Origin of the sequence: Serratia fonticola, from assembly GCF_001006005.1 — a bacterium.
GTDB lineage: Bacteria > Pseudomonadota > Gammaproteobacteria > Enterobacterales > Enterobacteriaceae > Chania > Chania fonticola.
This window is the reverse complement of sequence record NZ_CP011254.1, coordinates 2,965,832-2,979,259: the sequence shown is the minus strand read 5'-3', so window position 1 is coordinate 2,979,259 and position 13,428 is coordinate 2,965,832. Positions and strand designations below refer to the sequence as shown.

Here is a 13,428-nt window from a genome sequence, read left to right as displayed (position 1 = left end):
CACTCTTCTCCCCCAACATAAGGAATACCGCGTTGGAGCATGTTTCGACAGAGACCCTCATTTTCATTTTGGTGATTATGGTCGCGGTCTCCGCTTATTTTTCAGCATCCGAAACCGGCATGATGACGCTCAACCGCTATCGTCTGCGCCACCTGTCCAAACAGGGCAACCGCGCCGCACGCCGGGTAGAGAAGCTGCTGCAAAAGCCTGACCGCCTGATTGGCCTGGTGCTGATTGGCAACAACCTGGTCAATATCCTGGCCTCTGCGCTGGGGACCATCGTCGGGATGCGCCTATATGGCGATATTGGTGTGGCAATCGCCACTGGGGTGCTGACCTTTGTCGTGCTGTTGTTCGCCGAAGTGTTACCCAAAACCTTTGCCGCTCTCTATCCTGAACGAATTGCCTTCCCTAGCAGCTTCCTGCTGGCCCCACTGCAAAAAGTCATGTTCCCGCTGGTGTGGCTGCTCAATGGCATTACCACCCTGGTGCTGCGGATTTTCGGCATCCGCACCAACGTCCGCATCAGTGGCGCGTTGAGTAAAGAGGAGTTGCGCACCATCGTGAACGAGTCCCAGTCGAAGATTTCGCGCCGTAATCAGGACATGCTGATTTCTGTGCTGGATCTGGAGAAGGTGACGGTGGAAGACATCATGGTGCCGCGCAATGAGATTGTCGGGATTGATATCAACGACGACTGGAAGTCGATCATGCGCCAGCTGACACACTCCCCACATGGCCGCATCGTGTTGTACCGCGACTCACTGGACGACTCCATCAGCATGCTGCGCGTACGCGAAGCCTACCGGTTGATGACCGAGAAAAAAGAGTTCAACAAAGAGAACCTGCTGCGGGCGGCTGATGAGATCTACTACGTGCCAGAGGGCACGCCACTGAACGTTCAACTGGTGAAATTCCAGCGCAACAAAGAGAAGGTCGGCATCGTGGTCGATGAGTATGGTGATATTCAGGGGCTGGTGACGGTTGAGGATATTCTCGAAGAAATCGTCGGCGACTTCACCACCTCAATGTCACCTACGCTGGCGGAGGAAGTGAATCCACAGAGCGATGGTTCGGTATTGATCGACGGCAGTGCCAACGTGCGTGAGCTGAACAAGGCCTTCAACTGGACGCTACCCGCTACCGAGGCCAGAACCATCAACGGCATGCTGCTCGAAGAGCTGGAGGAGATCCCCAGCATCGGGACCAGGGTGCGCATCAGCCACTATGATATCGATATCCTCGACGTGCAGGACAATATGATCAAGCAGGTGCGCGTCACGCCGATTAAATCCTTACAGGCCAGCGTGCAAAACCACTAGATACAAGCTAAAGAAAAAGACGCTTTCGCGTCTTTTTTTCACTGCGTTTTTGCACCGAATCTAGATGTGCAACTCTTGCAGCTTATCTTTCGGCAGTGCCAGCTCTTCGTTATGGTTCACTACCACGCCGTGCTCAAGAATATGCTTGGCGATTTCCTGCGCCTCTTCCAGCGAGTGCATATGGTAGGTACCGCACTGGAACTCATTGAGTTCAGGGATCTTGCGCTGGTCAGTCACCTTCAGCACGTCAGCCATCGCGGCTTGCCAGGCATCGGCCACGCGCTGCTCTTCCGGTACGCCAATCAGGCTCATATAAAAGCCGGTACGGCAGCCCATTGGCGAGATATCAATGATCTCCACGCCGTTACCGTTCAGATGGTCGCGCATGAAGCCAGCGAACAGATGTTCCAAGGTATGGATCCCACGCTCTGGCATCACTTCCAGATTCGGGCGACAGAAACGCAGATCGAATACGGTGATGGTATCCCCATGAGGGGTTTGCATGGTTTTAGCAACGCGGACAGCCGGCGCCGCCATGCGAGTATGATCTACGGTAAAGCTATCCAGCAGTGGCATGTCATCACCTCTTGGTAAAATGAATTTATTTCGAAACTTTTTTCGTACCGATGAAACCTTTTCCAACCCTGCGGGTCTTAATCTATGAAAGACGCGCATTTGTTATCATCATCACTGTTTTCAGAGATGTGTATTTGGCCACAGTGATGTGGCCTTTTTCTTTTTCAGCCCCCGCCGTTTTCCTTCAGGAACTGTTCAAAGCTTAGCGTATCACTGGCTTCTATGTCGCGCTGGCGTTGCCACGAGGCTTGCTGCTCCTGAGCGAGTTGCTCTTCGGTCAGCAGTTCCAACGGTTCCTCTATCAGCATTTTGCGATATTTTTCCGCCAGTTCCAGGCCGACGTTACCGGTGCCTTGCGCTTTCATTTCCTTAAGGATACGGGCCGAGAACGTCAGCTCCGGATCGTCAAACGCCGCCACCAGTTGTTCACACACCTGCTGATATTGTCGATCGCCCGCTTCGCTATCCAACACTTCAGCCACGCGCTTCAGATCGTCAAACAACGCCTTACCAACCTTATCCAACGGTTCACGGGTATCGTTACAGCCGATACCGATGGTCTGGCCTGGCTTACGCCCTTCCAAAATCACCCGGTTCCAGTTTTTACGGGTGCACAGCAACTCATCGCTGCTCATTTCTGGCGCATCCGCCAATACGCACCACACCAGGAACAGATCCAGGAAACGCGCCTGCACCGCATCCACACCGATTGGCGAGAATGGGTTGATATCCAGCGAGCGCACCTCGATATATTCGATACCGCCGCGTAACAGCGCATCTGACGGTGTTTCACCGCTGTGGGTGACGCGTTTTGGCCGGATCGGGGCATAGAGTTCGTTTTCGATCTGCAACACGTTGCTGTTCAGTTGCAGATAGCGATCGCCCTCTTTCACTCCCAGCTTGGCATAGTCTTCTGAAGGCGTCGCAATGGCGCGTTTCAGACCTTGCACATAGGTTTGCAGATCGTTAAAGGTAATGCCCAGATTGCTCTGCGACTTATTGGTATAGCCCAGATCGCTCAGGCGCAGCGAGGTGGCATAAGGCAAATAGCACATGCCCCGTTCATTGCGCTCAAACGGCAAATCGGTTTCCCGGCCTTTGAGGAACGAGGAACAGATGGCTGGCGATGCCCCGAACAGATATGGGATCACCCAACCAAAGCGGTAGTAGTTGCGGATCAGGCGGAAATATCCCGCAGAGATCTGCTCTTTACCACTCTCTTCATCCTCAACACCGGCCCACGCCTGCCAAAACTCCAGCGGCAGGGAGAAATTGTAGTGCACCCCGGAAATGGTTTGCATCAACGCGCCGTAGCGGTTCTTCAACCCTTCCCGGTACAGCGTTTTCATCCGGCCAACGTTGGAGGTGCCAAACTGCGCCAGTTCGATATCCTGCTCGGCGTTGATAAAGCACGGCATGCTCAGCGGCCACATGCGCTCATCACCCAGATTGCGCGCCACGTGGCGATGGATATCGCGCAGGAACGTCAGCAAGTGATCGAGGTCATCATCAACCGGTGTAATAAATTCTAACAGCGCCTCGGCAAAGTCTGTGGTGATCCAATGGTGCGTTAATGCCGCCCCCAGTTGTTCTGGATGACCCGTGCTGGCAAGCGTGCCATCCGCGGTTACCCGCAGTGTTTCACGCTCAATACCGCGCCGGATCCCTTTTAATGCATGAGGGTGGGCTTCCAACCAAGAAAGCGCCTGTGATACGTCCGGGATCAAATTGACCTCCCGCTTCTAAAAACGATAGCTGTAAGCATACTGAATCCGCTCCCTAGAGAATATTGAGTTATATTCACTTGGTTAATGCCACCAGGCGATACCCTGCAGCGTAATCATCGTCAAGATGATGTAACGCAACGCTTTTCCGATACACAGAAACAGCGTGACAAAGCCCCATGGCATGCGCAGCCAGCCTGCCAACACGCACAATAAATCGCCCACAACCGGCACCCAACTGAGCAACAGCGCAGCCGGGCCAAAGCGTTTTAACCAACCAAGAGCCGTTTCCAGCCCGCGTTGTGGTTTCAACGCCGGTAACAGGCGCCCGATAATGACGTTGGTCAACCCACCCAGGGTATTTCCCAACGTTGCAGCCAGCACCAGTAAACCTGGTGAAGCGCTGCTGTTGGTCAACAACGCAACCAACACGATCTCTGAATTGCCAGGCAACAGCGTCGCGCTAAGGAAGCTGCTGCCAAACAGCGACATGACCGCCAGCGTACTACTCACAGCGTGCGAACGTCTACCACGGCCATATTGGCGCTTCTGGCGGCCTGAATGCCGAAATCGGCATCTTCAAACACCACGCAGTGCTCAGGAGGCACGCCAATCAACTCCGCACAGCGCAGGAAGGTATCCGGCTCCGGCTTGTGGCGTTGAACATCATCAGCCCCGACGATAGCATCAAAGCAGTCGAACAGCCCTAAATGACGCAGCAACATCTCCGCCATCCGGTGCTCACTGCCCGTCCCTACCGCCATGGGACGGCGGCCATGATAAGACTTCACCACCTCAATCAGCGGTAACGGACGCACCGTGTCTAATAGCATGCTTTCTACCGCGCGGGTTTTCTCGGCGGCCAGCTGATGAGGATCGAGATCGGCCTGATGTGCGGCAATCACCGCCTGAGCAATGCGCCAGGTAGGTGAGCCGTTCAGCCCTGTCATGGCGGCCGCATCAAACTTCATTCCGTAACGTGCCAACACCTCGTGCCACGCCTTGAGATGCGTCGGCTCGGTGTCCAGAATGGTACCGTCCATGTCGAAGATCAGACCCTGATAGCGATCGTACATCGTGACTCCATGACCATTGAGCAAAGAAAGCTACTTTAGCGTAAAGCCGAAAGGTTGTCGCTGCCAGAGCATGACGGAAAATGCGGTGTAGATAAGAGGTTGCGTAAGACAGAAAACAGAAGGTGGGAACTTAGAAATGAAAAGTAAAAAACCCGCCGAAGCGGGTTTCTCTAAGAAGATGGTGCATCCAGGAGGATTCGAACCTCCGACCGCTCGGTTCGTAGCCGAGTACTCTATCCAGCTGAGCTATGGATGCAATCTAATTTTTGTAGCGAATTTGTTTCGTTCCGTGAAACGTCACTGAAGAATGGTGCATCCAGGAGGATTCGAACCTCCGACCGCTCGGTTCGTAGCCGAGTACTCTATCCAGCTGAGCTATGGATGCACAGGAATTCTTTTTTGATACCGTATGGTATGTCGTTACTACCCCACCATACTGCAAAATATGGTGCATCCAGGAGGATTACTCAGCGTAACCGCTTCGCCCGCAGGGCCGTTGCTAAAGCAACGTTATCCCCCTTTGTGCTACCTTTCAGCTCGCACTCATCTGTGAGATAAACACTCTCAGACAAACACTTAGTAATATGGTGCATCCAGGAGGATTCGAACCTCCGACCGCTCGGTTCGTAGCCGAGTACTCTATCCAGCTGAGCTATGGATGCAAATGGCGGTGAGGCGGGGATTCGAACCCCGGATGCAGCTTTTGACCGCATACTCCCTTAGCAGGGGAGCGCCTTCAGCCTCTCGGCCACCTCACCAGTACGCTTCTTGCGAATCGTGCCTAACTTGCTTTAGAGAAGCTCATCGGCACTGCGTGGCGCACATATTACTTTCGTGGGTTTATAAGTCAAACAATTTTTCCCAACTCTCGCGCGTTTGCACAAATCACAGGCAACATGAGTGATTTCGCGGCAAAAAGAGTGCTTTATCAACAAGAAAATGCCGTGCTACCGCGGATAAGAGTTTGATCGCAGGAGAAAGATTATTGGCAAAAAAGTGGGGGGAGATAACAGCAAGTGTGAAAAGAAGGGGAAAGCGGGTCAAGAAAAGCAAGAAGCGTCTCGTTATAGAACGAGACGCTACTTAGAAATCAGTAAGTCGTCTGTTGAGACTTCTCGGCCTGGATGCGCTGGTAGATTTCTTCGCGGTGAACAGACACCTCTTTGGGGGCATTCACACCAATACGAACTTGGTTGCCTTTAACCCCTAGCACTGTGACCGTAACCTCATCGCCAATCATGAGGGTTTCACCAACTCGACGAGTCAGAATTAACATTCTTTGCTCCTTGAAAGATTAAAAGAGTCGGGTCTCTCAGTTTCCCCGCCATTATCCATTATATGCAGTGAAAACGTAAGTCAAGAACCCACAATAAATGTAAGCAGACTTGGTGTCACTCCAGATTAAGAATAAGTTTAGCCGACCTGGAAAACTTTGTTCCCGCAATTGTCACTACATTGTGTTAGCACAGTCTAAAAACGCCATAAGCCACAGTGGCTTACGGCGTCAGTAACGCGCCTATTTATTTATATTCACAGTTTCGCGGCCACCCAGGCCTCTACGCTGTTTAATGCCGCAGGCAAGGCGTTGGCATCACTGCCCCCAGCCATTGCCATATCAGGGCGTCCACCGCCCTTGCCGCCAACCTGCTGTGCGATGTTGCCGATCAGCTCGCCGGCCTTAACCCGGTCGGTCAGATCTTTGGTAACACCCGCAATCAGGCTGACTTTGCCTTCTTCCACCGTGGCCAGCACGATGATCGCAGAACCCAGCTGATTTTTAAGATCGTCAACCATGGTACGCATGATCTTCGGCTCAACGTTATCCAACTGGCTGACCAGCAGCTTCACGCCATTGACCAGCTTGGCTTGACTCGACAGCGAAGCGCTTTCCTGCGCAGCTTGCTGATCTTTCAGCTGTTGCAGCTCTTTTTCCAGCGCGCGAGTGCGATCAAGTACCGCACGCACCTTATCAGTCAGGTTATTGCTGTCACCCTTCACCAAGTGAGCAACATCCTGTAACAAGTCACTCTGTTGATGCAAGGTCGCTATCGCCCCTTCACCCGTCACAGCTTCAATACGACGGATACCGGCTGCGGTACCAGACTCACTCTGGATGCGGAACAGGCCGATGTCACCGGTACGGTTGGCATGCGTACCGCCACACAGTTCGGTAGAGAAATCGCCCATGGTCAGCACACGCACGTGGTCATCGTACTTCTCGCCGAACAGCGCCATAGCGCCCTTCTCTTTGGCATCATCCAACGCCATCACTTCGGTCTGGACCGACAGGTTACGACGGATCTGCTGGTTAACCAAATCTTCTACCGCGCGGATTTGTTCTGGCTTCATCGCTTCGGAGTGCGAGAAGTCAAAACGCAGGTACTTGTCGTTAACCAACGAGCCTTTTTGCGCTACGTGCTCACCCAGGATCTGGCGCAATGCCGCATGCAACAGGTGAGTGGCGGAGTGGTTCAGGCGGATACGGTTACGGCGTTCGCTGTCGATCACCGCATCAACGCGGTCATTCAGCTTCAGCGAGCCGCTAGCCAGCTTGCCCAGGTGACCGATAGCCTGGCCATATTTCTGCGCATCGCTCACGACGAACTCGCTGCCAGCCGCTTTCAACACGCCTTTATCGCCGACCTGGCCACCCGACTCGCCATAGAATGGCGTTTCGTCCAGCACCACCACGGCTTCTTCACCTGCATGGATCTCATCCACCGGCTGACCATCACGGAACAGAGCGGTCACTTTCGCCTGTTGCTCTTCGCGATCGTAACCATTGAACTGGCTTGCGCCGTCAACACGGATCAGGCTGTTGTAGTCCGCGCCAAAACCGCTGGACTCACGCGCACGGCGGCGTTGAGCCTCCATGGCTTGCTCAAAACCTTGCTCATCAACCTTAAGGCCACGCTCACGGCAGACGTCAGCGGTCAGATCCACTGGGAAACCGTAGGTATCATACAAACGGAATGCCGTTTCGCCATCCAGGGTATCGCCCTGCAGCTTGGCCAGTTCGTCATCCAGCAGCGCCAAACCGCGCTCCAGCGTACGGGCAAACTGTTCTTCTTCGGATTTTAGTACCTGCTCAACCTGTGCCTGCTGGCGTTTCAGCTCGTCGGCAGCCGGGCCCATCACTTCAATCAACGGAGCAACCAGCTTGTAGAAGAAGGTATCCTTCGCGCCCAACATGTTGCCATGACGGATCGCGCGGCGAATGATACGGCGCAGCACGTAGCCACGGTTTTCATTCGACGGGATCACGCCATCGGCGATCAGGAAGGCACAAGAACGGATATGGTCCGCAATCACGCGCAGCGACTTGTTACCCATATCGGTTGCGCCGGTCAGTTTGGCGACGGCGGCAATCAGGGTGGTGAACAGATCGATTTCGTAGTTGGAATTGACATGTTGCAGCACCGCAGCAATACGCTCGAGGCCCATACCGGTATCCACCGAAGGCTTCGGCAGCGGCAGCATGGTGCCATCCGACTGACGGTTGAACTGCATGAACACGATGTTCCAGATCTCGATATAGCGATCGCCATCTTCTTCCGGGCTACCCGGAGGGCCACCCCAGATATGGTCACCGTGATCGAAGAAGATCTCGGTGCACGGGCCGCATGGACCGGTGTCGCCCATCTGCCAGAAGTTATCGGAAGCAAAGGCCGCGCCTTTGTTATCGCCGATGCGGATGATACGTTCCGCAGGCACGCCAATCTGTTTTTGCCAGATGTCGAAGGCTTCGTCATCGGTCTCATAGACGGTGACCCACAGCTTTTCTTTCGGCAGGTTGAACCAGTTTTCACCGGTCAGTAGTTCCCACGCGTAGCTGATGGCATCGTGCTTGAAATAGTCACCGAAGCTGAAGTTGCCCAACATCTCAAAGAAAGTATGGTGACGGGCGGTATAGCCGACGTTTTCCAGATCGTTGTGCTTGCCACCGGCACGCACGCAACGCTGTGAAGTGGTGGCACGCGAGTAGGCGCGCTTGTCCAGCCCCAGGAAAACGTCTTTAAATTGGTTCATGCCGGCATTGGTAAACAGCAATGTCGGATCATTGTTAGGTACCAGGGAGCTGCTTGCTACAACCTGGTGGCCTTTACTATGAAAGAAATCGAGAAACGCTTGACGGATCTCAGCGGTGCTCTTGCTCATAATTTTCCCGGAAAGACTAGAATAACGATGCGTGAAAGAGGCTCGACATCCTGACGATATCCTCTGGTTCACGAACTAAATGTGGGGATAAGATAAATTTTCTTCGGGGGGAAGTAAAACGCCGTGTGCATTCATTGCGCAAAATCACGGTAAATCGACTGAATTTCCTCCTGGAAGAAGCCGCGATAGAGCAGATAGCGCAACACCTTGGCTTTCTCTTTCCATTCTACCGGTAACGGATCGCCAAATTTGCGCAGCGCGATCTCCCTGGCTTGTTCACACCAGTCAATTTCGCATTCCGCCAGGGCGTCCTGCACTATCTCTTTATCTACGCCCTTTTGCATCAGTTCTGAGCGAATGCGTTGTGCGCCATATCCCTTGCGGCTGCGGCTGGCGATAAAGCTATTGGCGAAACGCCGATCGTCCAGCCAGTTATGCTGGTAGCAATAGCTAATCACCTGTTCAATGATTGCAGGATCGACGGGTTCTTCGGGGGGTTCTGTAGGGGATTTGCTACCGAATCTGGCGTTCGCCATAAATGGCGGCGCCGCAAGTTTGCGGCGCAGTTCGGCTTCACTATGATCGCGTTGGGACAATAGCCGCATCGCACGGCTAATCAACGTATTTTGCTGATTACCAGCAGATTGGGAACCTACGTCATTCATATCTGCAAGCCTTGGTGATCGGTATACGCCCTAAGGGGCGTATACCCACCGGCAAAGATTAAAACTCTTCGCTGGTTTCTGCTTCGTTGTCATCGGCCTTCTCGGCGCTGGCAGCAGCCGCTTCACCATTGCTGTGCAGCAACAGGTCACGCAGTTTTTTATCCAGTTCCGCAGCAATGGCCGGGTTTTCTTTCAGGAAGTTACAGGCATTGGACTTACCCTGACCGATCTTCTCACCGTTGTAGCTGTACCAGGCACCGGCCTTCTCGATCATCTTGTGTTTCACACCCAGATCGACCAGTTCGCCACGGCTGTTGATCCCTTCGCCATACAGGATCTGGAACTCTGCCTGTTTGAACGGCGCAGCGATTTTGTTCTTCACCACTTTCACGCGGGTTTCGCTGCCGATCACTTCATCACCTTCTTTGATCGCACCGATACGGCGGATATCCAGACGGACAGAAGCGTAGAACTTCAGGGCGTTACCCCCGGTGGTGGTTTCCGGGTTACCGAACATCACGCCAATTTTCATACGGATCTGGTTGATGAAGATCAGCAAGGTGTTGGCGTTCTTCAGGTTACCGGCCAATTTACGCATGGCCTGGCTCATCATACGTGCCGCCAGCCCCATATGTGAGTCACCGATTTCACCTTCGATTTCCGCCTTCGGCGTCAGCGCCGCTACGGAGTCGACGATGATAACGTCAACCGCGCCGGAACGGGTCAGCGCATCACAGATTTCCAGCGCCTGCTCACCGGTATCCGGCTGAGAACACAGCAGGTTGTCGATATCCACGCCCAGTTTCTTGGCGTAGATAGGATCCAGCGCATGTTCGGCATCGATAAACGCACAGGTTTTACCTTCGCGCTGCGCAGCGGCAATAACTTGCAGAGTCAGGGTGGTTTTACCGGAGGATTCCGGGCCATAAATCTCGACGATACGGCCCATTGGCAAGCCGCCTGCGCCCAGTGCGATATCAAGTGACAGCGAGCCGGTGGAGATCGTTTCTACGTCCATGGAGCGGTCTTCACCCAGACGCATGATGGAGCCTTTGCCGAACTGTTTCTCAATCTGGCCCAGTGCTGCAGCTAACGCCTTTTGCTTGTTCTCATCAATAGCCATTTTTGCTCCTTCGTTGCGCAATGTCAGAGTGACTCACATTGCCGCTGAATGTATGTTGTGCAGGAAATTGTCGCTAATTATACTGTATGGTCATACAGTATCAAGCCTAATTTTACAAAAATTCATCAAGCGCCGTTTGCAGCGCAAAAAGGGTTGCCTGCAGGCGCACCGCATCGCGATCGCCGGTAAATTGCATTTTGCGCGCCAGCACCCGGCCGGAACGTTCGGCAAAACCAAACCAGACGGTACCTACTGGTTTTTCCATACTGCCACCATCTGGGCCGGCAATGCCGCTGACCGACAGCGCCAGATCGGCCTTGGCCGCGTGCATCGCGCCCTGCGCCATCTCGCGCACCACTTCTTCACTGACCGCGCCATGAGCCTGCAAGGTCGCTTCCGCCACCCCTAACAGTTCGTGCTTTGCCGCGTTGCTGTAAGTGACAAAGCCGCGATCGAAATAGGCCGAGCTGCCGGCGATATCGGTAATTGCCTTGGCAATACCGCCGCCCGTACAGGACTCCGCGCAGCTGATCCAACGCCCATTGGCCTTTAGCCTTTGTCCGACAGCAATACTGAGCTCACGCAACCGCTTCTCACTCATGGCCTCTCCATTAATCAATGGTTTATAAAACTGCAGACATTCCCCAACAGGCTCACAACGTAAAGGGTACTGCTAGACGGGCGCAGCATGCAGCGCCCCTACGCTCGAATATGAGTGTCTTCTGCCAATTCAGCAACATTGTCACTTTGTCAGCAATCAAGGTATATGCGCCTGATGGTAGCATTTATCAAGCCTCTACGGCATTTTACCGGCCGAAATGCCATGCGCTTCGCAGCGCTGCGGTTTTAAGCCGTTGTACTAACTGCTAGTATCGGGGATACGTCCAGCTTGTTGCGGCAAACCCGTTTGCCTCAATCTTCGACCAAAACAGGAAGGCCGAGTGAAAAAAACGTTAGGTGTATTCTTTCCGCTGTATACCACCACCCTGCTGATGCTGTTGGGTTCAGGGTTACTGACCACCTACATTTCCCTGCGGTTAACCTCCATCAACGTCAGTGGCGCCCTGATCGGGGCCATTATCGCCGCCAACTACATCGGCCTGGTGATCGGCGGCAAGGTCGGCCACTTTCTGATTGCTCGCGTAGGACATATCCGCGCCTATGTCTCCTGCGCCGGGATCATTACCGCAGCGGTGCTAGGCCACGGCCTGACGGAATACATCCCGGTTTGGGTGGTGCTACGGCTGATTATCGGCCTGTGTATGATGTGTCAGTACATGGTGCTGGAGAGCTGGCTGAACGATCAGTCCGAATCCAATCAGCGCGGCATGGTATTCGGCTTTTATATGGCGGCCTCCTACCTTGGCATGTCGCTGGGGCAGATCGTGCTTATGCTACAAGCCAACCTTGGCATCAGCACGCTGCTGCTCATCGCGCTGTGTTTTTCCCTCTGCCTGGTGCCGATCGCCCTGACAACCCGCACCAATGCCCGGCATATGTCGCCCGCCCCCATGGAGCTGCGCTATTTTGTGCATGCTATCCCTAAAGTGTTGGCCACCACGCTGGTGATCGGCATGGTGGTAGGCTCCTTCTACGGGCTGGCGCCGGTATATGCCAGCCAGCAGGCATTAACCACTCAGCAAACCGGTCTGTTTATGGCCATTGCTATCTTTGCCGGGCTGGTGGCGCAGTTTCCGCTGAGCTGGTTGTCAGACCGTTACAACCGTACGCTGCTGATGCGGGTTAACGCCCTGCTGCTGGTGATTGCCGCCTTACCGCTGGCCCTATTGCCCCATATCGATTTCCCCGTGTTACTGATCGTCGGCTTCATAGTCAGCATGTTGCAGTTCACGCTGTATCCGTTGGCAGTAGCGTTGGCCAACGACATGATTGAGCCAGAACGCCGCGTCTCCCTGGCCGCCTGTCTGCTCATGGCATTTGGCGTCGGGGCCAGCATTGGGCCGCTGGCCGTCGGTGCGCTGATCCAGCCTTTGGGTGGAAATATCCTGTACGTGTTTTTCGCGCTGTGTGGTCTATTGATTATGGCCTGTAGCAGAACGGTCAAACAGGATGAGTCGCAGTTTGTACAGGATGCGCCAGTGCCCCATATCGCCATGCCAGACAGTCTCTCCAGTTCCCCACTTTCCCCGGCATTAAACCCGACGTTCGATGAGCAGACCATTCAAGATACGATGCCAGCGCCAGAGGCCGCTCCCGATCCGCTAGCAGAAACTCCGTTGGCGGAACCGCTGCCGGATGAAGAACCCGCCCATCCTCAAGGTGCAGATCCCGAAGAAGACACCGGGCTGAAAAAAGCCTACACCATGCTTTAAGTTAACCAGGCGTGGCTTCCACGCCTCATCCGCTAAAAAATGAAGGTTTTCTTATGCCGCCCTATAAAATCAGTAGCATAACTTATAAATAAAAAATCTTTACTTCACAGTTTCAAAAAATACCCCTTTATTAGTACGCATTTTACTGTCACTAAAACCCGCAATTAAAGGTTAGTTTTGTAATGTAATCATCTTATTTACCCACCCGGTAGCACCTATTTTTAAATATGTACAACCCGCAAAATACAAATAGTTAACCATTTGATTTAAAATCAATTTATTTATAAATCCCGTCTAATAACTGGTAAGTAAAATGCATTTTATCTAGCCAAAAATAAATCAGCCAAGGAGTTTAAAAAACCATTACCTAACTATGGATATTTATCTTCGCTAGCAAATAAGAATTTTTATCAATAACGGCCTAGCACAATAATCATTGCCGCCTATGGCA

11 protein-coding genes and 4 tRNA genes are annotated in these 13,428 nt (G+C 53.4%); 2 read left to right on the top strand and 13 right to left on the bottom strand.

Features of this window, described 5'->3' with window-relative positions; translation table 11 throughout:
- The first annotated feature begins 32 nt into the window (after positions 1-32).
- A complete protein-coding gene (locus tag WN53_RS13170) occupies positions 33-1,322 on the top strand; it encodes an HlyC/CorC family transporter (protein WP_024485181.1) in 1,290 nt (429 codons plus the stop codon).
- 60 nt (positions 1,323-1,382) lie between these two features.
- Here WN53_RS13170 and luxS read toward each other — a convergent pair whose 3' ends face one another.
- From luxS to pncC, 13 genes are all read right to left on the bottom strand, one after another.
- Positions 1,383-1,898, bottom strand: a complete 516-nt coding sequence (gene luxS, locus WN53_RS13165; protein WP_021182180.1) for an S-ribosylhomocysteine lyase — start codon at positions 1,896-1,898, stop codon at positions 1,383-1,385.
- 164 nt (positions 1,899-2,062) lie between these two features.
- Positions 2,063-3,625 (bottom strand): glutamate--cysteine ligase, encoded by a 1,563-nt coding sequence (gene gshA, locus WN53_RS13160; RefSeq protein ID WP_024485180.1) that lies wholly within the window; start codon positions 3,623-3,625, stop codon positions 2,063-2,065.
- An 81-nt stretch (positions 3,626-3,706) separates the two neighbouring features.
- The gene (locus WN53_RS13155; protein WP_024485179.1) at positions 3,707-4,135 is read right to left on the bottom strand and encodes a YqaA family protein; all 429 of its coding nucleotides are present in this window, start codon (positions 4,133-4,135) and stop codon (positions 3,707-3,709) included.
- Complete coding sequence (gene yqaB, locus WN53_RS13150; RefSeq protein ID WP_024485178.1) at positions 4,132-4,698, bottom strand: fructose-1-phosphate/6-phosphogluconate phosphatase; 567 nt, start codon at positions 4,696-4,698, stop codon at positions 4,132-4,134. Before yqaB ends, WN53_RS13155 begins: the two co-directional genes overlap by 4 nt.
- Positions 4,699-4,877: 179 nt before the next feature.
- Positions 4,878-4,954 (bottom strand) — tRNA-Arg (locus WN53_RS13145).
- A 52-nt stretch (positions 4,955-5,006) separates the two neighbouring features.
- Positions 5,007-5,083 (bottom strand) — tRNA-Arg (locus WN53_RS13140).
- Between the two features lie 200 nt (positions 5,084-5,283).
- Positions 5,284-5,360, bottom strand: a tRNA-Arg gene (locus tag WN53_RS13135).
- Between the two features lie 3 nt (positions 5,361-5,363).
- Positions 5,364-5,456, bottom strand: a tRNA-Ser gene (locus tag WN53_RS13130).
- A gap of 332 nt (positions 5,457-5,788) precedes the next feature.
- Positions 5,789-5,974, bottom strand: a complete 186-nt coding sequence (csrA, locus tag WN53_RS13125) for a carbon storage regulator CsrA (RefSeq protein ID WP_004091602.1) — start codon at positions 5,972-5,974, stop codon at positions 5,789-5,791.
- 254 nt (positions 5,975-6,228) lie between these two features.
- Positions 6,229-8,856: an alanine--tRNA ligase gene (gene alaS, locus WN53_RS13120; RefSeq protein WP_024485177.1), complete on the bottom strand. Its 2,628-nt coding sequence runs from the start codon at positions 8,854-8,856 to the stop codon at positions 6,229-6,231.
- A gap of 131 nt (positions 8,857-8,987) precedes the next feature.
- Positions 8,988-9,521 carry a recombination regulator RecX gene (gene recX, locus WN53_RS13115; RefSeq protein ID WP_024485176.1) on the bottom strand — a complete coding sequence of 178 codons (534 nt, stop codon included), beginning with the start codon at positions 9,519-9,521 and terminating at the stop codon, positions 8,988-8,990.
- A gap of 58 nt (positions 9,522-9,579) precedes the next feature.
- Positions 9,580-10,644 carry a recombinase RecA gene (gene recA / locus WN53_RS13110; protein WP_024485175.1) on the bottom strand — a complete coding sequence of 355 codons (1,065 nt, stop codon included), beginning with the start codon at positions 10,642-10,644 and terminating at the stop codon, positions 9,580-9,582.
- Between the two features lie 112 nt (positions 10,645-10,756).
- The gene (gene pncC, locus WN53_RS13105; RefSeq protein WP_024485174.1) at positions 10,757-11,245 is read right to left on the bottom strand and encodes a nicotinamide-nucleotide amidase; all 489 of its coding nucleotides are present in this window, start codon (positions 11,243-11,245) and stop codon (positions 10,757-10,759) included.
- A 340-nt stretch (positions 11,246-11,585) separates the two neighbouring features.
- Between pncC and WN53_RS13100 the strand changes: the two genes are divergently transcribed.
- Positions 11,586-12,977: an MFS transporter gene (locus WN53_RS13100; protein ID WP_024485173.1), complete on the top strand. Its 1,392-nt coding sequence runs from the start codon at positions 11,586-11,588 to the stop codon at positions 12,975-12,977.
- The last annotated feature ends 451 nt before the right edge of the window (positions 12,978-13,428 follow it).

Bases quoted from the DNA above. Each gene is read 5' to 3' on its own strand.
- pncC (WP_024485174.1), bottom strand. From the start codon at position 11,245: ATGAGTGAGAAGCGGTTGCGTGAGCTCAGTATTGCTGTCGGACAAAGG.
- recA (WP_024485175.1), bottom strand. From the start codon at position 10,644: ATGGCTATTGATGAGAACAAGCAAAAGGCGTTAGCTGCAGCACTGGGC.
- yqaB (WP_024485178.1), bottom strand. From the start codon at position 4,698: ATGTACGATCGCTATCAGGGTCTGATCTTCGACATGGACGGTACCATT.
- alaS (WP_024485177.1), bottom strand. From the start codon at position 8,856: ATGAGCAAGAGCACCGCTGAGATCCGTCAAGCGTTTCTCGATTTCTTT.
- recX (WP_024485176.1), bottom strand. From the start codon at position 9,521: ATGAATGACGTAGGTTCCCAATCTGCTGGTAATCAGCAAAATACGTTG.
- csrA (WP_004091602.1), bottom strand. From the start codon at position 5,974: ATGTTAATTCTGACTCGTCGAGTTGGTGAAACCCTCATGATTGGCGAT.
- luxS (WP_021182180.1), bottom strand. From the start codon at position 1,898: ATGCCACTGCTGGATAGCTTTACCGTAGATCATACTCGCATGGCGGCG.